The following is a 25,656-nucleotide window of genomic DNA, read 5'->3' as shown; positions in this document are numbered from 1 at the left end:
GGTTTAACAGGCCTAAAGAATAATATCCTTTATCAAACATAGTCAGTGAATTATCTGGTGTACGTTCAATTAAACGCTCAGCTAATTTCATCTCGTTGGTTTTATAGTTATCAAACTCGCTACTGAGAAGTTGATGGCTGGTCAATTCCATATGACAGACCATGCGTATTTGAGGAAAGGCTGTATCACCGTATTGGTTGCTACCTGAAGAGAAGGCTTTACGATTATCAGGCGTGTCGGCTGTTCGCCACACAACACCGTCAACAGCTAATAGGTTCAAACCATTCCATGTTTCGAATGACTGTTGCTTATACATTGATTGAGCAGATTTATTGAAAACGTGTTTAACGGAATCATCACCTAACCTTTGTCTCGCCTGTACCATCGCACTTGGAGCAACGAGTTGGTTCTTGCCAGGTAACATGATATCTAGCTTATTAGCGATATTCCAAACTGATTCTTTTCGAAACAATGCCATGCCAATAACTGACCACAAAACGGCTTCAAGCGGTAATCTTCGCTTACGAACGGTTGCAATCCCTGCTTGTTGAAAACCTTGTTCAATGATTTCAGGGTCAAGAATTTCTGATAATTTTTCAAAGGTATGGTATCGGCTGCTTTCTTCAAGTGTTGCTTGCAGTGCTTGTTCTATATTCACAAAAAATCCGTAGTTAGTTTCCTAACTACGGATTTTGCATGATCGTTTGGATCGGTCAACCGGTCATTTTCTTAACTGATCGGCATTACGCTTTAAGCGCCTTTTTTAATACCGACTAATACAAATTCTACGTAGTTAAAATTCATAACTTACGCTAATTCCGACATCGGCTCTTTTTTCATTGCTATCGCTTGCTTTACCGTAGCCCACATCTAGCTCTAATCTAAAACCAGCGCTGTTCAGTTCATTAAAGTTGTAGCTGTACGTAAGCCCTATGCCGTTTGTTGTTTCTTCATCAAAAATACCGCCAATTACACAACCTAGCGTATTAGCAAAGTCAGTTGCTACATCATTAGTTGAACTTTCACACTCTTGGTCTGTATCTCTTGCACCAATAGCGCCCACAAGTACGCCAAAAGCATGTTTTTTATTATCGCTAACCGCTTGTTCAAAACCGGCAGAAAATCCATCATCAAGGCCTAGTTTATAGTTTGCATACCAGCGCTGTGTGTCATCGTTAGCCGATAAAGACACCTCAGGAATAACTAAGTAAGGATAGCCCCCCCCAATCGAAAAACTAACATCGTTAGCAAAAGTAGAACAAGAAGCAATAGATAAAGTGAGTAGTAATATTTTTATTTTCATAAAGTTCCCTTTGAGTAAGTATAAAATGTACTTACTTTAGGAACGCCATGCAATACGACTAAAAGCTCGTTAAATTTAGCTTTAGTAATAAAATAGGGATTAAATTTTAGCGAGTATTTTATCGCTAGCCGCTTCTATTAAATCGAGCACATTTTCAAAGCCATCATCGCCGCCGTAATAGGGATCGGGAATAGCGCTTTGGGCTTGCTCGCCATATTCTAAAAACAGCGCTAATTTGTACTGTAGATGCTCAGGGCACTGGGCTTTTAAATCAGCTAAGTTTTGCGTATCGGCCGCTAAAATTAAATCAAACTCAGTAAAGTCACTTGTACGCACTTTACGTGAATAAATACCTTTAAAGCTGTAACCGCGTTTTTCGCCTGCAGCCATTGAACGGCTATCAGGCGTTTTACCTTCGTGGTAACCAATAGTCCCTGCCGAATCAACGTTAACGTTAACGCCTAGCTTTTTAGCGCGGGCTTTTAATACCGCCTCTGCGGTTGGCGAGCGGCAAATATTACCTAAACACACTATGAGTACTTTTTTCATTAAGGCTCCTCCAACTAATTTAAAAACCTAGGTTTTAAAACTGTTTTAAAATACTTGCGTCGTAATCTTCAACGTTAAGCGTTACGTTATATTGCGCTGCAACAGATTCAAGCTCAGCTTGTTTAATGGCTAAATCGTCCATGGTGATTAGGTTATCGTCTAGCAGCCACAATAACCGAGAGCCCGCGTAGCTATAATGAATCGCCAATAACGCATCGGCATTACCTTCACGGCCAGCGGCTTTTAACTTAGCCATTTTACGGGTTATTTTATTAAGTGCTTTTTTAAGCTCCCACACATAAACAACTTCTGTCATAAAGCTATGTGTACGGTATTTATTAAGTAACCACGCAAGCCCAACGCTTGTAATAGCAACGCCTATTAAGTTCCAATGAAAGTGGCTACCACTTTCATCAGGAAATAAAGCAATCAGCGTTTGCGATATAGCCAAGCTGCCTACAGCCAAACCAATACCGCATCCTGCAATAACACGGTTTAAATGTTTACGGTAACGCGCTTTATTTATTTCAATGAGTTGCATAACAGCCTAAAAAGTTAATAAGTAAAAGAATGCGAATGGCTATTGTAACTAAACCCCACATTTTTTATAAAATTATTTCACCCCTTTTTGATTTGCCACCCGTTATAGCTTTGAAAACACCCTAATTGTAGTGGTCAATAAAATTTGGAGCGGCTTATGCACACACTTGAAGTACCTAACAACCCAGTATTTATTAAAACATCGACTGCCGTTATCGGCGGCGCCGCAATGACCTTTGCAGCTTTTGCGTTTATGCAATATTTAATAAGTGGCGAGCAACGCGCACCGGTTAAACCAGGGGGCGATATTATAGTAGAGATTTTTCAGGCACCTGAGGATTCAAAAGTCAGGCATATACAAAAAATACAGCCGCCACCGCCAATGCCTAAAGTGCCGCAAAAAGCTCCACCGCTTGATACATCAGCCGATCCTGTGTTGGCAATTAGCGACCTTATGCCAGTTACAATTGACGATTTTGGTGGCGACATTAACAATACCATTAATCGCCCAACAGGGGATGCAACACCCATAGTGCGCATAAACCCTAAATACCCAACTACAGCCGCGCGCGATGGTATTGAAGGTTGGGTACAACTAAGCTTTAGTATTTCGCCCACCGGTGAAGTAATCGACCCGGTAGTTATTAACGCCGAGCCAAAGCGTACCTTTGATCGCGAAGCAATAAGAGCCATTAAACGCTGGAAATATCGCCCCAAAGTAATTGAAGGTGTGGCACAATTACAAACAGGTCAAACTGTACAGCTCGATTTTAAATTAGATAACTCTATTTAACGGACTAAACGCCTATGCTACTAAGTATTAAGTCATGGTTATTTGAAACGCCAAGCAAGGACTGCATGGCAAGTTACGCAAAAAGTGGCGATAATCGTTACTTAGAGCAGCTTATTGCCCTCTACAGTAACGACTTATACCACTACCTTGTTACGCAATCTAATACGCATTTAGCATACGACGTAAGCCAACAAACATGGCTAAAAGTAATCGAAAAACGCCACCTTTACCAAGCCCAAACCACACCCAAAGCGTGGTTATTTAAACTTGCCCGCAACACACTTATTGACGAATACCGCAGGCAACAACACTTTGTAGAGCTTGACGAAAACACGCATTTAGCAGCACAAAATGATAAAAGCGAAAGCGACTTAAATAGCAGTGACTTAGCTAGTCGAGACTCGCATATAGGCAGCTCAAACATAAGCTATAACGCGTTCGACGCCGCCCTAAAACAACTCAGCTTTGTACAACGCGAAGCCATTACATTACAACAAGAAGGCTTTTCGCTCGCCGACATAGAACTTATAACACAAAGCAGCCTTGAGACCATTAAAACAAGGCTGCGCTATGCCAAGCAAAACCTTAAACGTTTATTAGGAGCAAACAATGAACAAGCCTGATGAGCCGTTTGATCAAAAGCTCACACAACATTACAAAGAGCGAAAAGCGCGCACTACACTTACAAGCGATCAGCAAAAAGCGCTACTTAAAAAGGCCACGCACACAAAGCCTAAAAAGTTCGGCTTTACGCTGCAGCTAACCAGCCTTGCCTGCGCACTGGGTGTATTTGCTTTTATTGTGTTTGATAATAAAGATGGCATTAACCACGCGCCTAAAACCGTGCTTAACAGCGGATTTAACACTATAGACATTCACGACTATTCAATTATTAAAACACACGAAATAAACCAAGCTGGTAGCTACGCAAGCTCCATAAACGAGCAAAAACACGCGCTTGATAGTCAATTAGCTAACGATTTACGCCGCCACCAACAACGTCACATAGAATACGGCACTCTAGTGAAGGTAGATAACGACTGGTACATAGCCAGCTGTAATGATGAAGTACTCGTGCAAATTAAGCATTCGCTGTTGAGTGATTTAAAAGGTAAACACGCGGTTGAAAGTAATATAAATACGGGTGATATGCTCGCCATGGCGCATAACGGCAAAGGGCAAATTATTGCGCTTAAACATGCGGGTGCTGGGGTTAGGCAGTGTGGGGCTTAGGCTGGTTTGGCTCAGTTAAGGTTGGTGGTAATTTAGATAAATATTACCACCGAGAACACAGAGGCGCTACGCGCTGCACAGAGATAGTTAACTATCGCCCATGTAATCTAATGGTGAGGAAAGCTCTATAAAATCACGATATTGCTCTTTAGTAATTTTGTTGTATTCATCTTTGATATAGATATAGTCAAGCCATAATAAAGTAACTTCTGGAGAAGTTTGTATTGAATGCTGAGCTAGGTTATTTTCTGCGTTTTGCAACTCAGTTAAACCGTTATCGCTATCAGAAATCCAACCATCATAAGCATTTGATTCTAAGACAAAAATACTGCAAAAAATATTCTCAATAAATTTAGATAGTGGAATAGGATAATCACCTTCATAGTAATTATTTACTTTTGTACCCAAATTGTCATGGTGAAATTGATTCGTATATGAGTCAGGGTCAATAAAATAGGTTAACTCGGCCGAAAAATGTTTTTCCAAAATATTTTTTTGTAAAAAGCTGCTTAAACTTATATTTTGCATATTTCCCTTACTATTTGGTTCTTTCCGCTGAAATAGTCCACTAATTATTTCTTCATAAAGTGGGTGGTCTTTTTCATGGATACAAAACAAAATAGCGAGCACAAGTACATCAACTTTTTTACCACTTGGTAAATTTACAATAATTGCTGTAATGCGCTCAGTAATTTGAATGGCTGTTCTTGGAGATACCTGGAATGCATCTAATACAACTGAGATATTAGCTAAAGCGGTTTCGGGTGTCTTTGTCCGAGGGAGTATCTCAATTTTTTTACTTTTTAAATGCGCAGATTCAAATTTAGTTGTATCACTATGTACTGATAAAAAATCCTTTAAAACAGGTCGTTTTAAGCTATAGCGGCTATTAAAAAAACGGCCTAGGTAAATCTTAGCATCAAAGCCTTCACCATAAATTGATTTGATTGTATGTTGGAGTTGTTCTGTATCCGTTGCTACAACAAACACGATACCTTTAACATCAAAAATATGTTTAATCGTCTCTAACATTTCTACTGCATAACTTGGGCGGCAGCGATCTAATTCATCAATAAAAATAAATATGGGTAACGACTTATCTTCCTGCTTCTCAAACTTACTGACCCAATCAGCTAACTTAGACTTTATTACTTCAATACTCTTATTTTTAGCTTCATGATCTTTAATTAAGTTTTGTGCTAAAGCTTTTATAGCAGGTGAAAATTCGGAGCTATTTTGCTTTACAGAATCTTTGTCCTCACTCTCTTCATCTTCTTCAGAAAATAACAATGTATTAAGCTCTGCTAGATCAATGCCTGATATTTTTTTAGTTAACCCTTGCGCTATTGCAGGTGCTACAGCCTTAAATATTGATGCAGCTTTATTAGGTATTTTAATAGTAAATGAAGCTTGTTTACCTAGTTGTTCAATTATTGCGGCAATTACAGTTAAAAACGGGTCGTCCGAGTAATCCTGCTGCCATGCATCAATATAAACAATGGGATAATCTACAGCTAAATCCTGTGACCAACGTTTTAGAAAATATGTTTTCCCCGCGCCCCACTCTGCATTTAAATTTAATACGTAGTTTCGCTTCTGTTCTGCTTCAGTACGACTCTTATCAAAACCCTCTTGAACCAAAAGTTTTGATAGAAACATAGCATAGCGCGCTCTGTCTAATTTATCTGCTGGGAAATATTCATTCACGTTTCGGTTAGTTGGCTTATCCCAATTAAAGCCTCTGAATTCTTTCATTTAATGTCCTTTTAAATCGTGATTTTTCACATAGTGTAATATCGAATTATCAACCGCTGCATTTATTTCGGGCTACCGCCCGACGCGCCAGCAAGCTAAGCGCCTACAATAAACACCACATACAACTAGCTTTGGGGGTGCTCATTGCATTGGTGAACCGTTGGGTTTCGTGTCACTCAACCCAACCTACTTAGCTATAAACGCGGTGTCACCACTTAATAAATCATTGTTAATGATTACTTCTTCAAAAGTCGCTTTTCTGGATTGTTTAAATACTTTAAGCCAATGGTGACTATACGTGTATGTACCATTGTTATAACGCGTATTTGCACATTACCAATAACAACAATAGCCCCTTTACTGACTTCTCCTGAAAGCTTTTGGTTAATTACTTCTTCCAAACTTATGCCCTCTGGGGCGTCTATGTGCATATGGTAAGAGTAAAATATATCGCCTACCAACGTTACCCCTTTCACTTTAAGTTCGTTGTGGGCTAAGTGGCTATCTTGATGGTTTGTTTTATCGGTTGCTGTAAAAACTAAATCAACAAAAGGTCTGTTATCTGGTTTTAAAACAACAAATAAATGATCGTTTGGTTTTAACTTAGTTGAACCCCGTGGCGGTATGATCGACGGACCCCGTGTGATCATAGCAACAACTACACTTTCAGGAAGTGCCGCATGTGACAAACTGCGCCCAGAAACCCGAGAAACATCACTTAAGGTGTATTCTACAATTTCTATATCAATATCGTTTAGCGCTGTAATTTCAAGCGTTGCAGCGGCTAGGTCGGGTGGCGGCTCTACTAAATTAAGTTTTTTAGCCATCCACGGCATTGTTGAGCCCTGTAACGTGGCTGAAATTAACACCACGAAAAAAACAACATTAAAAATAAGTTCAGCCCCTGAAAGGCCAAATAATAATGGAAATATAGCTAAAATAATGGGTACTGAGCCCCTAAGACCAACCCAAGATACAAACAGGGTTTCGCGATTATTAAAGCCAAACAGTTTTAAAATAGGCGCTACCGCTAATGGGCGAGCAACAAAAATGAGTGCCAATGCAATAAGCAACCCTTCTAGCCATACATCAACCAACGACGATGGGTTAATAAGGAGCCCTAATACAACAAACATGGTTATTTGCCCAAGCCATGCTAAGCCGTCATGAAACAGAAAAATACCGCGTTTATATACAAACTTGCTGTTACCTAAAATGACGCCTGTTATAAATACAGCTAAAAATCCACTGCCGCCGAGCGTTGCAGAAAGGCCAAATGAAAGCAGTCCAAATGCGGTTACCATCACTAAATACAAACCCGATGCATTTAGTTTAATTCGATTAATAAACCAAACCGATATTTTACCAATTAAAAGACCACAAATAGCGCCAACACCCATTTGTTGAGCAAATAACTGTAGTAAACCCAGCCCTACTGGCATGTCATTAACAAGCATTTCGAGCAAACCAACCGTTAGAAAAATAGCCATTGGATCGTTCGAGGCACTTTCTATTTCCAGGGTCGATTTAAGCTTTTTGTTTAAGTGAATACCCGCACTTCGTAAAAGTGCAAACACTGCTGCGGCATCTGTAGAGCCAACAATGGCGCCCAGTAATACACCTTGTAATATGGGCAGGTCTAAAATATAAGTGGCCACAAGGCCTGTAATTACAGCGGTAAATAACACCCCGATGGTTGCTAAAGCAGATGCGGGTTTCCACACTTGTTTAATAGAACTGGTGGGGGTTTGTAAGCCACCATCAAATAGAATAATAGCAAGCGCAAGAGTACCCAAAGCATGTGCGGCCTCTGCGTTGTCGAATGAAATACCTGCAATACCGTCTTCACCTGCGAGCATACCTACAAGTAAAAATAGCACCAGCACCGGTAAGCCAACGCGTGCAGATAACTTGCTCGAGATCACTCCAAGTAAAATTAAAATGGCACTAACGAGAATGATATTATCAATTACAAACATAGTGTGGGTTTACAGCCTTATATGAGTTAAAAAGTAAGAATTTATAGCTACCAAAAAGCTTAAAGCTCATGCTATACAATAACCTAAAAAATATAAATACGGGTACTTAAGTCTATATTTAAATAGTTTATTTAATAGCTAGAGCGTCGTTAAGCTTGGTATTACTAGCCTCGGTCTTAATTTAAAAACAAAAAAGCCTGCAATAAGCAGGCTTTTGACTATTTAAGCAATTGTATTTTATAAAACAATAATGCTTGTTACTAAGTACGCTAAAAACGTAAGGCCGCCACCAAATAAGGCATACGGTAGCTGCGTTTTAACGTGGGTGAGTAAGTCGCACCCCGATGCAATAGCCGATACAGCGCTGGTGTCGGATATAGGCGAGCAGTGATCGCCAAATATACCACCACCTAAAATAGCACCAACAACAAGCGATGGCGGTAAACCTAGCGCTTGAATAAGTGGCACACCAATTGGGATTAATATAGCAAACGTGCCCCACGATGTACCCGTAGTAAACGACATAACTGCGCCGGTTAAAAACAGCACCGGTACTATTAAGTAAATAGGTAGGTAGTCGCCAACAAGCGACGCTACAAATACACCAGTACCCAACTCTTTTAAGCTTGCGCCAAGTGTAAGCGAAAGCAGTACAATGGCGACCAGTGGCATTAATTCGCCCATACCTTTAAAACCGGTATCAACTAATTGATGATGCGTAAATTTACGTGAGCCAATCATTAAAAAGTAAGCGACAACAATGGCTAAAACCGTTGCATATAATACTGATTTAGAGCCGCTGCCCTCGGCTAATACACCATTTCCGGTGTAATACATAAAGCCAACCATGCTGGTAATAAGCGTAATAAGCGGGATTAACATGTAACGCGCTTTAGAGCCTTTTACTTCTTCTTTTAAGTCAGTTGTTTGAAGCTCTAGTTTTTCTTCGGCTTCTTTCATTGGGCCATGCACTTTATCAAACGCGATGGTATAAAAAACAATGGCAAGGGTAATTATGGCGTAAAAGTTATACCCAACGCTGCCCCACAACACCGATACAGCCGACTCACCTAGCTCGTAGTTACCTAATAAACCAAGTACAAACGCACCCCAGCCATTAAGCAGAATTAAAATACACACTGGCGCACTGGTGCTATCAATAATGTACGCTAGACGCGCTCGGCTCATTTTAAATTTGTCGAATAAGCCACGCGATAAAATCCCTGAGGTAAGTACGCTCAAGTTAGATTCTATAAACACTGCAATGCCGGTAAACATGGTTAAAAAGCCCACTTGGCGCTTACTTTTTGCAATACCTTTGTTCATTAACATATTAACCGTTGCTGCAACGCCGCCAGATTCGCGAATGTAGGCAAGCAGTGCACCAATTAAAATACTAAATATTAATATGCGTGTATTACCTGGCGAGCTGGCAACCGAAATAATACGTTCAATGGTATTTAAAAAAGTGTCAAACAAGCTATTACCTTCGCCCTGAAGGGCAAGTAAAAACTCAGAAGAAGCAACAGCAACAAGTAGCGCCATAATCACTTCTTTTCGCCAAAACACGATAGCAATCGCAATTAGCGGCGGTAAAATAGAATACCAATGCATAAAAAGTTAACCTTAATTATTAGCGAGCCACTCTCGCTTTGTACGCGTTTTATCGCTTATTTGTTAAGCCTAGCAGCATAAACTGGCTTAGATTTGTAAACCGCTTAGCTTAATGGATTGCCTTACTCAAGTCACCTGTAAATAAATCACTTAGAGTAATGCTGTTAGTACGTTTTAACCTATACGATAGCTTATTGATTTAGTAGCGCTTCATAAATAAGCGACACCACCGATCCATACTGCGCGGTTTCAAATTGTTTACCTGTAAATTCGTAACGTTTTTGCGAGCCTTTAATTGCGCTATGGCGAGCATTGGTAAGTAAAACAATAGCCAAGTCGTAAGCGGGGTCAATTACGGTCACTGTACCCGTCCAACCTGTGTGCCCATAAGCCTGCGCACTTGCATAAGGGCCAAAGTGCCAGCGCCTTGCTTGATTATTACCAGCAAGCCTAAAGCCAAGCCCGTAGGTCTCATCGCTTGATTGCGGCGTTAAAAATTGTGCTAAGGCGCTTGCACTAAATAATTGTTGGTCGCCGTAGCCGCCGCTATTTAGTAATAGCTGGCAAAGCACCGCTAAGTCGTGAGCATTACTAAATAGCCCAGCATGCCCTGCTACGCCATCAAGTGAATAGTAAGCGCGCTCGTCGTGCACTTGGCCTTGTAAAACGGTGGTACGAACATTATCAAACTTAATGCGCCCGTCTCGTGTGTTGCCGCTAAGCTCAGTGGCTGCAAATTGCTGCGGCTTAAAGCCTTTTTTAAGTGGATTAAATAACGTGTTAGTTAATTTTAGTGGCGCGTACACTTGCTGCTCTAGGTATTCGTCAAGGGGCTGCCCAGTTATGCGCTCAATGAGTACGCCTAAAATCATGTAATCAATATCTGAGTAAACATGCTGCCCAGATGATTTACTACTAAAAGGCACGCTGGTAAGTAATAGCTGTTTGGTAGTTTTACTGTTTTGCGAATAAAACGCGTCGCCGTAGCTGCCATCTTTACGATGAAAGTCAAATACTGGCGGGTATCCGGCGCTGTGTGTGAGTAAGTCTTTTACTGTGCGCTTTGCTCGCCCTTCACCTTTATATTCGCTTAGGTAGCTTTGTACGGGTTTATTAATATTTAATAACCCTTCGCTTACTAATTTCATAAGTGCAAAGTTTGTGGCAAATATTTTGGTGTTTGAGGCAAGATCAAACAAGGTATTAGTTTGCATGGGCTCTGGCCGAAGTAGCATTAAATCACTTTGCTGGTATTGCTTTGCATCGCCATAGGCGGTTAATTTTATTAGCTCGCCATTTTTAACAACTGCCAATACAGCCCCAGGAAAACCCGCTTTTACATCGCGTTTAATTAATGTGTCTACTTCAGTAAAATCTATATGCTTTTTTGGTTCATCGCTTAAAGTAGGAAATGCAAAACGCAGCGTTAAACTTGCGCCAGCAGGGAGAATATTTTCAACTTTAAAGGTATTAACACCGTTGTGAGTATTTTTTGCCAAACTGTAATTGTATAAGGTGTTGGCGCTTAGTTGGTTAACGTCGAGCTTTTTATTATTAATGTAAATATCGGCGCTTTGTGCGTTATGGTTTTGTATTAATAATTGCCCGCGCCCTTTGTAAGCTTTAAACGTTCCTCGGTTATTTACATAAAACCGGCTACTTGGATTTACCTCAGGAAACGTTACAACCACTTGTGCATTAGGCAGCTCTACAAGTTGGCTCTTTGTAAGTGGTAGCATCGAGCTAATAGGCTCAGGTGGTGTACTACAACCCACAATAATAAAGCTCAATGCCACTATAAAAGCTTGTTTGATATAACCACACCTTTGATTTTTTACAGCAATAAACATGCTTAGCCCTTATTTATATAACAAGTAAGGCGCTCTTTGCGCTTTAAATTGCGCAAGCCCCGCCTGCCAGCTTTGTTTTATTTGCGCTTCTGATTGTCCTGCTTCTATAGCTAAGCGCAATTTATTAGTACCCGCTAGCTTATCCATAAAGTCAGCGCGCTCAAAAAACGAGATGTTGTTTTTACTAAGCTCCGTGTACGCATTTATTAAGTAAGTTAAATTTAGGCCTGTGGTGTTTGCTTGTCTTAAATCGAGCCCTTGCACGGTTTGGTTTTTAAATTTAGGGTTTAAAGCAGCGCCTTTAATTGCGCGCGGTGTAAAATTAAAATCACCTAATGCTACTGGCGAATAGCCAATTACTTGAAATGCAAAGTCGGTGCCTCTACCAATACTGATAGGCGTTGCCTCAAAAAAGCAAAGTGATGGGTAAAGCGCAATCGCCTGATCGTTAGGCAAATTAGGGCTGGGTTTTACAGGCAAGCTGTAAGTACTTTTGCGAGTGTAATGATCAACAGGGATCACCGTTAATTTTAAATCGGGCGCTTTATTGATCCAACCCTCGCCCTTGATCATTTTGGCAAGCTCGCCAACGGTCATGCCGTGTAACACAGGAATTGGATGCATTCCTACAAACGATTTAAATTCTGGCTCTAATATTGGCCCATCAACGTAGGCAATATTTGGATTGGGTCTGTCGAGTACCAAAAATTCTACCCCCTGCTCTGCAGCGGCTTCCATCATGTAGTGCATTGAACTTATGTAGGTATAAAAACGCACTCCCACATCTTGAATGTCAAAAATAATCACATCAACATCGGCTAAAGCAGCTTGGCTTGGTTTTTTATTTTTACCGTAAATAGAAATAAGTGGAATACCGGTTTTGCTATCAACGGCATTTTTTACATGTGCGCCCGCATCGTGATCGCCACGAAAGCCATGCTCAGGTGCAAAAATTTTAGTTATATTAATATTTTTAGTCAGCAGCGCATCTACTAAGTGAGTTTGCTCCACCATTGATGTTTGATTAACGACTAGCCCTACACGTTTATTTTTTAACTGCGGTAAATATTTAGCATATTGCTGCGCACCTACTACAAGTGAGTTGTTAACTTCGTTGGCTTGCACGCTTGCAATAAAAATGGCGCTAAAAATAAAAAACAACGTAATAAATAGGGTTTTAAACATACTGCAATATCCTTTTAAACAAGGCGTTTAAAATAACATAGGTAATAATAAAGAGCAGCTTTAGAAAAGGGTTAAGTGGGCTTGAGTAGATATAGTGATTAGAAGCTGGCGCTTCTCACGTGAGCAAGCTCAGCGTCTACAACGGATGAATAAACTCGGAGTTTGGATTTAAAGATTAGGGATGGTTTTGCTTGTAGGCGTGCAGCTTGCTGACGCGACGAACGAAGCTCGTAAATGTTTTGCTGTGAGTTTATTCAATTAGAAGCTGGCGCTTCTCACGCGAGCAAGCTCAGCGTCTACAACGAATGAATAAGCTCGGAGTTTAGATTTAAAGATTAGGGTTGGTTTTACTTGTAGGCGTGCAGCTTGCTGACGCGACGAGCGAAGCTCGTAAATGTATTGTGCTGTGAGTTTATTCAATTAGAAGCTGTCGCTTCTCACGCGAGCAAGCTCTGCGTCTACAGAGGATGAATAAACTCGGAGTTTGGATTTAAATATTGGGTTGGTTTTACTTGTAGGCGTGCAGCTTGCTGACGCGACGAGCGAAGCTCGTAAACGTACTGTGAATTTTATAGATTAGAAGCTGGCTCTTCTCACGCGAGCAAGCTCTGCGGCTACAGGAGTGGTAGTTTACATTTCACTTTATTTTAGGCGCAAAAAAACCGACTTAATGTCGGCTTGTTTATGAAAGTGGTGGGCGCAGGACGTATCTTGTAAGAGTGAACCTCCGACTGCTTGGTTCTCAATTCGCCTAAACCTACACTTCACTTTATTTCACTTTATTTTAGGCACAAAAAAACCGACTTAATGTCGGCTTGTTTATGAAAGTGGTGGGCGCAGGACGTATCTTGTAAGAGTGAACCTCCGACTGCTTGGTTCTTAATCCTTCTAAACCTACACTTTACTTTATTTCGGGCACAAAAAAACCGACTTAATGTCGGCTTGTTTATGAAAGTGGTGGGCGCAGGAGGATTCGAACCTCCGACCGCTCGGTTCGTAGCCGAGTACTCTATCCAGCTGAGCTATGCACCCACTTTCATAGATTGCTTATTTAAACTCTAAGCAGAGCGTATTAATTCAGGCATAAAAAAACCGATTTCCATCGGTTTATTTTTCTTACACTTAAAAGTGTATGAAAACATGAAAGTGGTGGGCGCAGGAGGATTCGAACCTCCGACCGCTCGGTTCGTAGCCGAGTACTCTATCCAGCTGAGCTATGCACCCGCTTTCATTTTTACTATTACTTGTTTTTACTCTAAGTATGAGTCTATAAAGTGGTGGGCGCAGGAGGATTCGAACCTCCGACCGCTCGGTTCGTAGCCGAGTACTCTATCCAGCTGAGCTATGCACCCACTTTATAGTTTACTTATTTTAACTCTAAGTAGAGCTTTTGCTTATTTAGACTCTAAGCGAGTTATTAAAGTATGGTGGGCGCAGGAGGATTCGAACCTCCGACCGCTCGGTTCGTAGCCGAGTACTCTATCCAGCTGAGCTATGCACCCATACTTTAAAATTTACAAAACACGCCATTAAAAGAAATGGTGGAGAGGGAGGGATTCGAACCCTCGATAGAGCTACAAACTCTATACTCCCTTAGCAGGGGAGCTCCTTCGGCCACTCGGACACCTCTCCGTCTTGTGGGGCGTATAATAAAGATTTCAGAAAATATGTCAAACACTTTTCTACCAAAAACGACTATATGGTTATAGATTGCACATATGCTTGGTTTAAAAGTGTAATTAGTTTGAAATTTAAGCGGGTTACGTATTTTTATTTGAAGGATTAACACCTAGCACGGGAACTAAATCATCAGTTAACTGAGCCAAATACTGTTCTTGGTAACCTAATTGTTGAAATTCAGCGATACAAGCATGGTAGTAAGCGTTTCGTTCTTGCTCTGATGTGCATTCTTCTGATAAATCATCTAATCGCTTGTCTTTCATACTCTTTTTCTAGGTCCTTTAAGAATCTATATTTAACTGCTAAATACCAAGCAGTGTAAATTTCGTGCGTATTCTAGCCTAAATATTTACATAAATACAACATGTGTTTAAAAAACAATCATACTAAAAAGCTATAGCACTGTTAGTTTTAATATTAAAAACTTCCAATAACAATAAGTTATTGAAGCTGATTGCACATTAATCAGCACTAATAATTACCTTTAATTTTTAGTGTAGTACTTATTAATTAAAACACTAATTATAAGTAAAAAAAACGCCGCTATTAAGCGGCGTTTATTAACTTACTTTGTTCTACTAAAGATTAGTCAGCTTGTGGACGCATATGCGGGAACAAAATAACGTCTTTAATTGTTGATGAATCAGTAAACAACATAACTAAACGGTCAATACCAATACCTTCACCAGCCGTTGGCGGTAAGCCGTACTCTAGTGCGCGTATGTAGTCTTCGTCGTAGTGCATTGCTTCATCATCGCCTGCGTCTTTCTCTTCAACTTGACGAGTAAAGCGCTCAGCTTGGTCCTGTGCATCGTTAAGCTCAGAGAAACCATTTGCAAGTTCACGGCCGCCAACAAAAAACTCAAAACGGTCGGTAACAAATGGGTTTTCGTCGTTACGGCGTGCAAGTGGTGATACTTCCCACGGGTAACCAGTAATAAACGTAGGTTGAATAAGCATGTGCTCTGCTGTTTCTTCAAATATTTCACAAAGAAACTTACCTGGACCCCAAACACAGTTTTCAGGAATTTTAACGTGCACTTGTTTAGCGTACGCTTTTAACTCTTCAAAGTGGTTTTCTGGGTCGTTAAATACCGCAGCATCAAACTCAGGGTTATATTTTAAGATAGCATCCGCCATACTTAAACGTGTAAACGGTTGACCAAAGTCGTATTCAACTGAATCGATAACTTCGCCGTTTTCGTCCTTAGTTGTATTAACTACAATTGCACTACCTAGTACGTTTTCTGCAACAGTACGTAGCATATCTTCGGTGATGTTCATCAGGTCGATGTAATCAGCGTATGCTTGGTAAAATTCAATCATTGTAAATTCTGGGTTGTGACGTGTAGATAACCCTTCGTTACGGAAGTTACGGTTAATTTCAAATACACGATCAAAACCACCTACCACTAAGCGCTTTAAGTAAAGCTCTGGCGCTATACGTAGGTACATGTCGATATCAAGCGCGTTATGGTGAGTTACAAACGGACGCGCAGATGCACCACCAGGTATAACCTGTAGCATAGGTGTTTCTACTTCCATAAAGTCACGGTCTGCTAAAAAGCGACGAATGCCTTCAACTACTTGTGAGCGAATGCGGAATGTTTCGCGCGTTGCTTCGTTAGTAATTAAGTCAACATAACGTTGGCGGTACTTTGTTTCTTGATCTGATAAGCCATGGAATTTTTCAGGTAACGGACGAAGTGACTTAGTTAGTAATTGATACTCAGTCATTTCTACGTATAAATCGCCTTTACCCGATTTATTTAACGCACCTTTAACACCTATAATATCGCCAGTGTCTAGCTGACCATATTTTTCTTTAAGGTCTTTTTGAACATCTTTAGATGCATACGCTTGTACGCGACCTTTCATGTCTTGAATTACAAAAAACGGTCCACGCTTTGCTAAAATACGTCCAGCAATAGACACAACTTCTTGTAGTTCAACTAATTCTTCTTTGCTCTTATCACCAAACTGGGCTTGCAAATCAGCCGTGTAATGCTCACGACGGAATTGGTTTGGATGACCGTTGGCTGGGCAATTTTCGCGTATCGCGTCTAACTTGCCACGACGCTCAGCGATTAACTTGTTTTCGTCTTGGATTTTATCAGTCATTTTTTAGCTCTTTATTAGCTTGGTGGTTATAGGCCAGATTTAAGGCTGGCTTCAATAAATTTATCTAAGTTACCGTCAAGTACCGATTGGGTATTGCGGTTTTCAACGCCTGTGCGTAAATCTTTAATACGTGCGTCATCAAGTACGTATGAACGTATTTGGCTACCCCAACCTATATCAGATTTAGCGTCTTCTTGCGTTTGTTTCTCAGCATTTTGCTGCTGTATCTCAAGCTCAAATAATTTAGCTTTTAACTGCTTCATCGCTTGGGCTTTATTTTTATGCTGTGAACGCTCGTTTTGACACTGCACTACGGTATTTGTTGGTACGTGAGTAATACGAACCGCCGATTCGGTGGTATTAACGTGCTGACCACCCGCGCCTGATGCACGGTAAACGTCTATACGTAGGTCTGACGGATTAATATCAATTTCAATATTATCGTCAATCTCTGGGTATACAAACGCAGAAGCAAATGAGGTATGACGACGACCACTTGAGTCAAACGGGCTTTTACGCACTAAACGGTGAACGCCTGTTTCTGTACGTAACCAACCGTAAGCGTATTCGCCAACAAAGCGAACTGTTGCGCCTTTAATACCGGCAACATCACCGTCGGTTGCTTCAACTAGCTCAACTTTAAAGCCTTTAGCCTCGCCCCAACGTAAATACATACGAAGTAGAATGTTACACCAGTCTTGTGCTTCAGTGCCGCCAGAACCCGATTGTAAATCAAGGTACGCATCGTTTGAGTCATGAGGACCTGAAAACATACGACGAAACTCTAAACCTTCTAACTGCTCGTTTAGATCGCTAAGCTCGCTTTGCGCTTCATCAAAGGTATCTTGATCTTCGGCTTCTACAGCAAGTTCAAGTAGACCTTCAACGTCGTCAGTACCGGCTACAAGGTTGTCGATTGTTTCAACAACAGCCTCTAATGCTGATTTTTCACGGCCAAGCGCTTGTGCGCGTTCAGGCTCATTCCATACGGCTGAATCTTCAAGTTCGGCGTTAACTTCTTCTAGGCGTTCTTGTTTAAGAGCGTAGTCAAAGGTACCCCCGAAGCAATTCAGTACGTTCGCGAATTTCCTTGATTTGGTTAATCACAGGATTCACTTCAAACATGTACATCACTCCAAAATGGCTAGGTAATTGCGCCCCTTTACATGGGATTTTCGCAACAAATTATCGTCAAATGATAAAAACGCCCGATTTTAACAAAAAACCGCGCGCTTTATTAGCCTTTTATGCATGATTTGTGCATATTTTTTAGTGCACTTTTTCAAGCTCTCTAACTATTAATTGCAGCGTAAATTTACCTCTAAACTCATTTATATCGAGTTGGTACGCTACTTTTACAAACTTCGCTTCTGTGTCGGGCCATTCTTTTACATCAATACCAAAGGCAATGGCGTCTACTAATCGCCCTGATTGATGCTTTAAAACGAGCTTTAAATGCTTTTCGCCGACTATGCGCTGCTGTATTACTTCAAAGGTGTGCTCAAACACTGGCTCAGGAAATTGCTGCCCCCAAGGGCCCGATTGCTTTAATAGTTGAGCAAACTCCATCGTAAAGCAGTCGTTTGGCAGCTCACCGTCGGTAAATACAATGCAGCGTTTACTTTCTTCACTCAGTTGCGCACTCACGGCAGCATCAAATGCTTTTTTAAAGTCATTAAAGTGTTGCTCATTAATACTTAAACCAGCAGCCATTGCATGGCCACCAAACTTATTAATTAAGTGTGGGTCGGCTGTATTTAGCCCTTCGAGTAAGTCGCGCATGTGCAACCCTTCTATAGAGCGGCACGAACCTTTTATTTCACCGTTTTCGCCACCAGCAAATATAACGGTTGGTCGGTGGTATTTTTCTTTTAAGCGACCAGCCAAAATACCAATAACACCTTGGTGCCAATCGTCTTGAAACAAGCAAATTGCATCAGGGACGTTATCGTCGCTAAATGCGAGTCTATCAAGCACGGCTTGCGCCTCGGCTTGCATGCCTTGTTCTATTTCGCGTCTTGCAAAGTTTAAGCTATCGAGCTCGCTGGCAATACTACGTGCTTGGTTTATATCGGTGCTAAGTAGGCATGCTATACCCAAACTCATGTCGTCTAATCGCCCTGCTGCATTTAAACGCGGCGCAAGTGAAAAGCCAAAGTCGCTTGCGCTTAAGCGCGCAGCATTGCGGTTAGCCACTTCAATAAGTGCGGTAATGCCAGGGCGTGTTTTACCACTGCGAATACGTGCTAAACCTTGATGTACTAAGGTGCGGTTATTTGCATCAAGTGCGACCACGTCAGCAACCGTACCAAGCGCTACAATGTCGAGCAAGTTAGCTAAATTAGGTGGCGGTTGCTGCTCAAAATAACCAAGGTCTCGCATTACGCTTCTCAGTGCTATCAGTAAGTAAAAAGCAACGCCAACACCTGCTATAGATTTAGACGGGAAGTTACATTCGTGCCTATTTGGATTTACTATTGCATCGGCATTTGGCAGCTGCTCACCTTGTAAGTGATGATCTGTTACCAGCACTTTAATACCAACCGCTTTTAAAATATCAATACCAGCAATACACGATATGCCGTTATCTACGGTGATCACTAAATCAGGCTTTATTTGTACTATTTGCTCTGCAAGTGCGGGGCTTAAACCATAACCTAAGCTAAACCGGTCAGGAATTAAGTAATCTAAATGCTTAAAGCCAAACATCTCAAGGCCTTGCATTAATGTTGCAGTACTTGTTGCGCCATCAGCATCAAAATCGCCGACTATTAATATTTGGCTTTGCGCTTTTAATGCTTCAATTAATAAATCGCTGGCTTTGTCGATATCTTTAAACAATTTAAAGTCGTGAAGCGTAGCTACGCTGTTATTTAGCTCGTCGGCATTAAATACATTGCGGTTAGCATAAATTTGTTTAATTACAGGGTGTAAATTACTCGGTAGATGCGAGTCGTCAACGTTTTCACGCGCAATGATCAATTTTTTCATGCAGAGTTTTAACTTATTGGGTCGTATTAAAAAGACAAAAAAAGGCCATTAAGGCCTTTTTATTAGCTATAAAACGTATTACGACGCTTTGTTAGCATCTAATGCTGCTTTTAGTGCTGCTGCTGGCTGGTAACCTGGGATCATCGTACCATCTTCTAAAATAATGGCAGGTGTGCCGCTAATACCAAAGCTTTGACCAAGCTGGTAATGCTCTGCAACCGGTGCGCTACAGCCTGCAACTACTTTAGTGCTTGTACCCGACTTAGCTTCTGTTAGTGCTTCTTGCTGATCGCGTGCACACCATACGTTCATTAAATCGGCGTAACCTGAACCTTGTAAGCCACCACGTGGAAACGCAAGGTACTTAACGGTAATACCCGCATCAAGTAAATCGTCTAACTCGCGATGTAATTTACGACAGTAACCACAGCTAATGTCGGTAAATACGGTAATACTGTGTTTTTCGTTTGGTGCTTTGTACACAATCATCGAATCTTCGTATTCTTTAATTCCCTCAACACGCACGCCGTTTAATGCTTGCTCTGTTAAGTTGTTACGATTATTTAAATCGATTAACGTACCTTGCATTAAAAATTGACCATCTGGACTTGCGTAAAGCACGCCTTTATTAGTAATCAATTCTTTTAAACCCGCTACTGGGCTTGGGTTAATTTGCTTTACAGTTACACCAAGCTCGGCAAATTTAGTAATAATAGGATCATTAGCATCTGGTGTTACAGCAACGCCATTTGCAAATGCACTAATACTTGTGCACAACATGGCACCTGCTAACATTAATTTTTTCATAACTTCTCTCTATCCTAAAAATACTTAATATATTGACCGGCTTAATAATATTTACTTTCAAACTTACGCTCGCGGATGATGCTCTGCGTGTACCGACTTTAACCGTTCATTGGCAACATGGGTATAAATTTGCGTCGTTGATAAATCGCTATGGCCCAACATCATTTGTACCACACGTAAATCTGCCCCATGATTTAATAAGTGCGTAGCAAAAGCATGGCGCATGGTATGGGGCGATAATGGAGACTCAACTGATGCCAAAATAGCATAGTGTTTAATTCTATGCCAAAAGGTTTGTCGCGTCATGCCTACTCCGCGCTTAGATGGGAACACAAAATCGGTGGCGTGTTTTATCATTTGTGCACGCCCACCCTTTAAAAATTGCTCCAGCCAATACATGGCTTCTTCACCCAGTGGCACTAAGCGCTCTTTGTTACCTTTACCTTTTACAAACACCACCGCTTGGCGCAAATTAATTTGCTCCATACGAAGCCCAACAAGCTCACTTACACGCAACCCCGTTGCATAAAGTAGCTCTAGCATGGCTTTGTCGCGCAGTCCCATCGCTTCTTCTGTGTTGGGGGCATTTAACAATGCCTCAACTTCAGCTTCTGAGAGTGTTTTAGGTAACGACTGTCCGGCTTTTGGTTGAGCTATGTTTAGCATGGGCGAATCACTAATTATTTTTTCGCGCACAAAGTACTGATAAAAACGCTTTAGCGCACTAATGCTACGTGCTGTACTGCGTGGTTTTAAACCTAAATCAACTCGATGGGCTAAGTAGCTTTCTATGTCGAGCCCCGTTACCGTCATTAAATTTTCGCCCTTTAAAAATAGGCAAAACTTATCTAAGTCACTGCGATAAGCGCTTAATGTATTTTCGCTTACGCCTTGTTCTAAGTACAGGCTATCTAAAAAGGTTTCTAGGTAGTCGCTATTACTGCTCATACTGCTGTTATTTTCAAAAGAATCGTCAGATAGCGTTGTCACATTATGCTCTCATGCTTTGCTAAGGTATCAATTAAAAATACCTTACGGTAAACTTGAGCCTATCATATCAGGCAATTACACAGTGATAAATACGATGCAAATTGGTTTATTTTTTGGTTCTACTACGTGCTACACCGAAATGGCAGCAGAAAAGATTCGCGACATTATTGGTGCCGATATAGTTACCCTGCACAATATTAAAGACGAGCCACTAAAAAATGCAGAGCAGTACGACTTTATCATCTTTGGTATTTCAACATGGGATTTTGGTGAAATACAAGAAGACTGGGAGTCAAAGTGGGACGACATAGCCGACGTAAACCTAAACGGTAAAACCATTGCTTTATTTGGCATGGGCGATCAGCAAGGTTACGGGCAATGGTTTCAAGATGCCCTAGGCATGCTACACGATGAAATAAATACGCAAACATTTACTCAACTTGGTTTTTGGCCAAACGACAGTAGTTACGAGTTTGAAGCTTCAAAAGCATTAACGCCTGATGGTAAACAGTTTGTAGGACTCGCGCTCGACGAAGACAGTCAATACGAGCTAAGCGATGATCGTATTGCAACATGGGTTGAACAGGTAATGACTGAATACGGCGAAACGCTTTAATTAATAAGCTAATAAATAAAAAGAAAAAAGCCCGCAACTAGTTTAGTTGCGGGCTTTTTAACTAGGGTCTGTTGATCTTTTAAGGTTAAATTTGCAGCAGTCTGTTTGGTATTTAGGCAAGGCAGAGCCTATGCAGTGTGGTTATTCCCCATAAATGGGCGATAACGTAGCATTAATGCCAAACAGGCGCTGCCCAAAGGGTTCTTCCTAGGGGCTACTTACTCTTTGTTGCTCGGTTTTTACTTATTCTTACATGGATGTAAGCCAGTAGGGTAACGCAGGAGCAGTTACCGAGCCCACTAGGTTACAAATCTCGCGCCGCGATTAAATAGCCCCTAGTTTGAACAAATTTTAATCCGCAAAGTTCAAAAGACCCTAATAATATGAGTAATTTATTGAAACGTCATAACATTGGTTGTTTGTGGGTAATATCCATCAGCCATCACAATGTACGGCAATAAATTACTTAACCATTTTTGTTGTACGCTTTGGCTGTAATTTAAGTAAAGCTTACCTTCGTGAATATAAAATGCTTCTGGGTCTATCCCTACGGCATTCCCCTCATCAGCCATTGCATAAGCGCACCAGCCACCATATTGCGGAGCATAACGCTTTGGGTTTTCTGCAAATGCCGTTTTGTTTTCTTCACTCGAAAAATGCCAGTCGGCACCTAAATAACTAAACGTATATTTGTCATTGCCTTTAACGGCTTTATTTTGCGTAAAATAAGCAACACTATCGTACCCTTTAATAGCCGTGTTATTAAACCAACCCGTATTTACAGCATCATCCTTTGCGTTTGCCCCACCGCTTATTAACAGTGTGCTAAGCATTATTAAAGCAACTATGTACTTAATCATATTTTACCCTTTTATTTACTCAAAATTTTATGCCAATTAAATATGGCAGGCTTAGTGAGTAAGAAAGGCAAAGCGCAAAAATGATTTCAGTTAATGCTTAATTATTTAACGTTTAGTAATTAAGTAAGTAGTAAAACTTACTCAACTCTCAGCCAATATTGGTTTCGGTAAAAAAAGCCAATGTAGCCGCGTACTTCGAGCTTTTTACCTTCATCTTGCGGGGTTAATTGTAAGGTGTAGGTTTTACCATTTGTTGGGTCGAGTATTTCACCGTCTCCCCATACGCCATCATCTTGTGCTTTTACATCAGTGATTATGGTCATTCCTAAAATAGGCTGATCTTTTAGCTCATCATCACACTTACTGCATATATCATTTTGTTTTGCCGGGTTAAGAATGGTTTCAACTTTGCCGCTTAATACACCGTTGGTTTGGGTAATACGCACATACGATTTAGCTTGGTTTGTATCCTCATCAATTGTTTTCCAAAGCCCAACTGGGGTCATGGCTGCCAGTGCACTTTGGCTTGCCAAAACAACCGCAGAGAATGTACTTAGTAGTATTATTTTATTTAATTTTTTCATTGTGTTGTCTTAATTCAATGTAACTAATGAGTGAATCATAACAGGTGATTTATAAACACACTATGAAAGAACAGTACCTAAAAAACCTAAACTAATAATCATTAGCTTAGGTTCAAATATAGGCTTTTTATTTATTTTTTAAAAACTACGAATGGCTACACTTGAGTTATTAAACTCAAATTTATTAACTTTACCGCATTGCGCCATATGATTAGTGCTTGTATAAGGTGTATTGTTTTGAGCAATAGCAGTCTCCCATCCTTGGCCATTTTTAATGAATGCTTTTAGTTCAAACCATCCATTAACCGCTTTACTGCAATCCATATCCACATCAAGCATCCAATAGTGTTCGCCCCATATATTTAATGGTGTTACACCAAAACCATCTGTGTTTACCGTTTTTTCAGCGCCCCAACCTGCAGGCCAAACATTCGTTGTCCAGTCGGTAGCAGAACCTTCAGCTTCGCTACTTTGCCCATTTTCTATACCATACCAATCAAGGTAGTTATCATTTGCTTTCCAAGGGCTTGTTGTTACGTTTTTTAAATTATTATGACGAATAGGCATTGCACACTCAAAATTACTTGTTTGGCAATTTCGACCCAGATTTGCGTTTGCATAAGCGTGGTCAATTCCACCGCGCAAAAACATATCTTGTCCACTTTGTGTTTGTGCATTAATAAAAATAACCGTTCGCTGCCAGTCACTTTCAGTGCTTGGGGCAGAACTTGAACTTGTATTTAACTTGGCATTTTTATGAATTGCCATCGCATCCCAAGCGCCAATATTAAGATTAATAGTACCGTCGGAATTAACCGTTATAACCTCACCACTACAACTTTTAGCATCAGCCGACAACTCGCCTTTTAACACATTACAGTATTGCCCTGGCGCCATATCGGTTTGCACAGTTGCACTTAGTGTTGAGTCTTCTTTGTTAATAGCCATATGACCCGAGCTACCTCGGCCAAATGATATTTGATTATTTGTGTTATCCCACCAGTTTGTTACTGCCCAATTGTCGGCGGTGTTATTTCTAAAATCGACCCCGCCTGCAATATATGACCAGCGATGTTCACACTTCCAATTACTCGCAAAACACTCTAAGTTACCATTATTATGTACAGGTACATTTGGCCCACCTGCATCTGTATCACCATAAAAATCATAACTCGACATTACTTTTGGATAACCGTACGGATAAGCCAACATAAATACATTGGCTAAGTCATATAAGCGGCCATCCTCAAAGGTAATTACATTACCAGCGCCGCCGTGCCCGCGCTGATTGTCGTGATTATCTACAAATACTACCGCAGAAGAGCTTGGCATAAAGCCCCACCCTTCGCCAAAATTACTCAGCCATGCAAGCGAGCCGTTTCTAAAGGTGTTACCAAGCTCAGTGCTATATTTAAATTCAGTTACTAAACCTGTGCTTAAATATTCAGAGGCACCAACAGCCTCCCCACCTTGATCAATCACTTCTTGAAAAACCACTGGCGAGCCATTTACTTTGGCCATTAAACTTTGGATATCGCTTGCTGCAACATGTTTAGAAGCATCAAACCGAAAGCCTTTTACGCCAATAGCTTGCAAGTCGTTAATATATGCTGCAATGGTATTTTGCACATAGTTTGAAGCGGTATCTAAATCGGCAAGTCCAACGAGTTCACAATTTTGTACTCGGTAGCGATCGTTGCCATAGTCAGAGCTATTAATGGTACAACTTTCATGAAAATCTTGTGGGCTATAAATAGGAAAGCTTTTATTACCAAAGCTATTTCCCGCTGTGCCAGTGCCACTTCCTGCTGCCATATGATTAATAAGCGTATCAACGTAAATATCAACCCCAGCTGCACTACAGCGATTTACCATATCGATAAACTGCGCACGGTTTCCGCCACGACTTTGCAGTTCATAACTTACTGGCTGATAACGTGTCCACCATTGGCTTCCTGTAATGTGCTCATTAGGCGGCGAGACCTGTACTGCAGCGTAGCCTTTTGGTCCTAGGTATTGCTCACACTCTTGCGCTACATCTTGCCAATTCCATTCAAACAAATGCACAAATGTGGTGGGCGTAGCTGTGGCAATACTCGGTAAGAGCAACCCTAGGCTTAAACCTGCGGTGGTGATTATTTTATTGAGTTTCATAGTGTGTGATCCAACTGTTGAGCGAGCAAAACAACTACTCGACATTATTTAC

22 protein-coding genes and 5 tRNA genes are annotated in these 25,656 nt (G+C 40.9%); 4 read left to right on the top strand and 23 right to left on the bottom strand.

Annotated features, from left to right (window positions below):
• From QT16_RS10610 to QT16_RS10595, 4 genes are all read right to left on the bottom strand, one after another.
• The coding region (locus QT16_RS10610; RefSeq protein WP_238719420.1) for an IS4 family transposase at positions 1-652 on the bottom strand (652 nt) is incomplete at its 3' end.
• Positions 653-793: 141 nt separating this feature from the next.
• Positions 794-1,303: a hypothetical protein gene (locus QT16_RS10605; protein WP_039488359.1), complete on the bottom strand. Its 510-nt coding sequence runs from the start codon at positions 1,301-1,303 to the stop codon at positions 794-796.
• Between the two features lie 99 nt (positions 1,304-1,402).
• Positions 1,403-1,852 carry a low molecular weight protein-tyrosine-phosphatase gene (locus tag QT16_RS10600; RefSeq protein ID WP_039488358.1) on the bottom strand — a complete coding sequence of 150 codons (450 nt, stop codon included), beginning with the start codon at positions 1,850-1,852 and terminating at the stop codon, positions 1,403-1,405.
• A gap of 34 nt (positions 1,853-1,886) precedes the next feature.
• A complete protein-coding gene (locus QT16_RS10595) occupies positions 1,887-2,393 on the bottom strand; it encodes a DUF3087 domain-containing protein (RefSeq protein WP_039488357.1) in 507 nt (168 codons plus the stop codon).
• A 156-nt stretch (positions 2,394-2,549) separates the two neighbouring features.
• On the opposite strand from QT16_RS10595, the gene QT16_RS10590 reads away from it, so the two are divergent.
• From QT16_RS10590 to QT16_RS10580, 3 genes are read left to right on the top strand one after another with little or no spacing between them, the layout of a single operon-like run.
• Positions 2,550-3,185 carry an energy transducer TonB gene (locus QT16_RS10590; protein WP_039488356.1) on the top strand — a complete coding sequence of 212 codons (636 nt, stop codon included), beginning with the start codon at positions 2,550-2,552 and terminating at the stop codon, positions 3,183-3,185.
• A 14-nt stretch (positions 3,186-3,199) separates the two neighbouring features.
• Entirely contained in the window at positions 3,200-3,808 is a 609-nt protein-coding gene (locus QT16_RS10585) for a sigma-70 family RNA polymerase sigma factor (RefSeq protein WP_039488355.1), read from the top strand.
• Positions 3,795-4,418 carry a hypothetical protein gene (locus tag QT16_RS10580; RefSeq protein WP_039488354.1) on the top strand — a complete coding sequence of 208 codons (624 nt, stop codon included), beginning with the start codon at positions 3,795-3,797 and terminating at the stop codon, positions 4,416-4,418. Before QT16_RS10585 ends, QT16_RS10580 begins: the two co-directional genes overlap by 14 nt.
• 87 nt (positions 4,419-4,505) lie before the next feature.
• Here the strand turns inward: QT16_RS10580 and QT16_RS10575 are convergent, their stop codons facing one another.
• From QT16_RS10575 to xerD, 16 genes are all read right to left on the bottom strand, one after another.
• The gene (locus QT16_RS10575) at positions 4,506-6,173 is read right to left on the bottom strand and encodes a KAP family P-loop NTPase fold protein (RefSeq protein ID WP_039488353.1); all 1,668 of its coding nucleotides are present in this window, start codon (positions 6,171-6,173) and stop codon (positions 4,506-4,508) included.
• A 236-nt stretch (positions 6,174-6,409) separates the two neighbouring features.
• The gene (locus QT16_RS10570; RefSeq protein ID WP_039488352.1) at positions 6,410-8,152 is read right to left on the bottom strand and encodes a potassium/proton antiporter; all 1,743 of its coding nucleotides are present in this window, start codon (positions 8,150-8,152) and stop codon (positions 6,410-6,412) included.
• A gap of 237 nt (positions 8,153-8,389) precedes the next feature.
• Positions 8,390-9,766, bottom strand: a complete 1,377-nt coding sequence (locus QT16_RS10565; protein ID WP_039488351.1) for a Na+/H+ antiporter NhaC family protein — start codon at positions 9,764-9,766, stop codon at positions 8,390-8,392.
• Positions 9,767-9,957: 191 nt separating this feature from the next.
• Positions 9,958-11,616, bottom strand: a complete 1,659-nt coding sequence (gene pbp4b / locus QT16_RS10560) for a penicillin binding protein PBP4B (protein ID WP_039488350.1) — start codon at positions 11,614-11,616, stop codon at positions 9,958-9,960.
• Positions 11,617-11,625: 9 nt separating this feature from the next.
• On the bottom strand, positions 11,626-12,801 hold the full coding sequence (locus tag QT16_RS10555; RefSeq protein ID WP_039488349.1) for an exo-beta-N-acetylmuramidase NamZ family protein: 1,176 nt from the start codon (positions 12,799-12,801) through the stop codon (positions 11,626-11,628).
• Between the two features lie 955 nt (positions 12,802-13,756).
• Positions 13,757-13,833 (bottom strand) — tRNA-Arg (locus tag QT16_RS10550).
• Positions 13,834-13,948: 115 nt separating this feature from the next.
• Positions 13,949-14,025 (bottom strand) — tRNA-Arg (locus tag QT16_RS10545).
• Between the two features lie 51 nt (positions 14,026-14,076).
• A tRNA-Arg gene (locus QT16_RS10540) sits at positions 14,077-14,153 on the bottom strand.
• Between the two features lie 73 nt (positions 14,154-14,226).
• A tRNA-Arg gene (locus QT16_RS10535) sits at positions 14,227-14,303 on the bottom strand.
• Between the two features lie 37 nt (positions 14,304-14,340).
• Positions 14,341-14,433: transfer RNA gene (locus QT16_RS10530), tRNA-Ser, on the bottom strand.
• A 128-nt stretch (positions 14,434-14,561) separates the two neighbouring features.
• Positions 14,562-14,744 carry a hypothetical protein gene (locus tag QT16_RS10525; RefSeq protein WP_039488348.1) on the bottom strand — a complete coding sequence of 61 codons (183 nt, stop codon included), beginning with the start codon at positions 14,742-14,744 and terminating at the stop codon, positions 14,562-14,564.
• A 322-nt stretch (positions 14,745-15,066) separates the two neighbouring features.
• A complete protein-coding gene (gene lysS, locus QT16_RS10520; RefSeq protein ID WP_002961420.1) occupies positions 15,067-16,602 on the bottom strand; it encodes a lysine--tRNA ligase in 1,536 nt (511 codons plus the stop codon).
• A gap of 26 nt (positions 16,603-16,628) precedes the next feature.
• Positions 16,629-17,727 (bottom strand): peptide chain release factor 2 gene (gene prfB / locus QT16_RS10515; protein WP_152609341.1). Its coding sequence is split into 2 segments (ribosomal slippage): positions 16,629-17,651 and positions 17,653-17,727, totalling 1,098 coding nucleotides; the frame shifts between segments, so codons are not numbered across the junction.
• A 144-nt stretch (positions 17,728-17,871) separates the two neighbouring features.
• Complete coding sequence (recJ, locus tag QT16_RS10510; RefSeq protein ID WP_039488346.1) at positions 17,872-19,593, bottom strand: single-stranded-DNA-specific exonuclease RecJ; 1,722 nt, start codon at positions 19,591-19,593, stop codon at positions 17,872-17,874.
• A gap of 78 nt (positions 19,594-19,671) precedes the next feature.
• Positions 19,672-20,400: a bifunctional protein-disulfide isomerase/oxidoreductase DsbC gene (gene dsbC, locus QT16_RS10505; RefSeq protein ID WP_002961417.1), complete on the bottom strand. Its 729-nt coding sequence runs from the start codon at positions 20,398-20,400 to the stop codon at positions 19,672-19,674.
• A gap of 63 nt (positions 20,401-20,463) precedes the next feature.
• A complete protein-coding gene (xerD, locus tag QT16_RS10500; RefSeq protein ID WP_002961416.1) occupies positions 20,464-21,390 on the bottom strand; it encodes a site-specific tyrosine recombinase XerD in 927 nt (308 codons plus the stop codon).
• A 94-nt stretch (positions 21,391-21,484) separates the two neighbouring features.
• Between xerD and fldB the strand changes: the two genes are divergently transcribed.
• Positions 21,485-22,006 carry a flavodoxin FldB gene (fldB, locus tag QT16_RS10495; protein WP_007583764.1) on the top strand — a complete coding sequence of 174 codons (522 nt, stop codon included), beginning with the start codon at positions 21,485-21,487 and terminating at the stop codon, positions 22,004-22,006.
• A gap of 392 nt (positions 22,007-22,398) precedes the next feature.
• Here the strand turns inward: fldB and QT16_RS10490 are convergent, their stop codons facing one another.
• The 3 genes from QT16_RS10490 to QT16_RS10480 form a co-directional block, all read right to left on the bottom strand.
• On the bottom strand, positions 22,399-22,866 hold the full coding sequence (locus QT16_RS10490) for a YHS domain-containing (seleno)protein (protein ID WP_039488345.1): 468 nt from the start codon (positions 22,864-22,866) through the stop codon (positions 22,399-22,401).
• A 137-nt stretch (positions 22,867-23,003) separates the two neighbouring features.
• Complete coding sequence (locus QT16_RS10485) at positions 23,004-23,450, bottom strand: DUF2147 domain-containing protein (protein WP_039488344.1); 447 nt, start codon at positions 23,448-23,450, stop codon at positions 23,004-23,006.
• Between the two features lie 138 nt (positions 23,451-23,588).
• Positions 23,589-25,604 carry an alpha-amylase gene (locus tag QT16_RS10480; RefSeq protein ID WP_039488343.1) on the bottom strand — a complete coding sequence of 672 codons (2,016 nt, stop codon included), beginning with the start codon at positions 25,602-25,604 and terminating at the stop codon, positions 23,589-23,591.
• Positions 25,605-25,656: the final 52 nt, after the last annotated feature.

The sequence above is a fragment of the Pseudoalteromonas distincta genome (assembly GCF_000814675.1).
Taxonomy (GTDB): Bacteria; Pseudomonadota; Gammaproteobacteria; order Enterobacterales; family Alteromonadaceae; genus Pseudoalteromonas; species Pseudoalteromonas distincta.
This window is presented reverse-complemented; position numbering and strand designations above follow the sequence as displayed.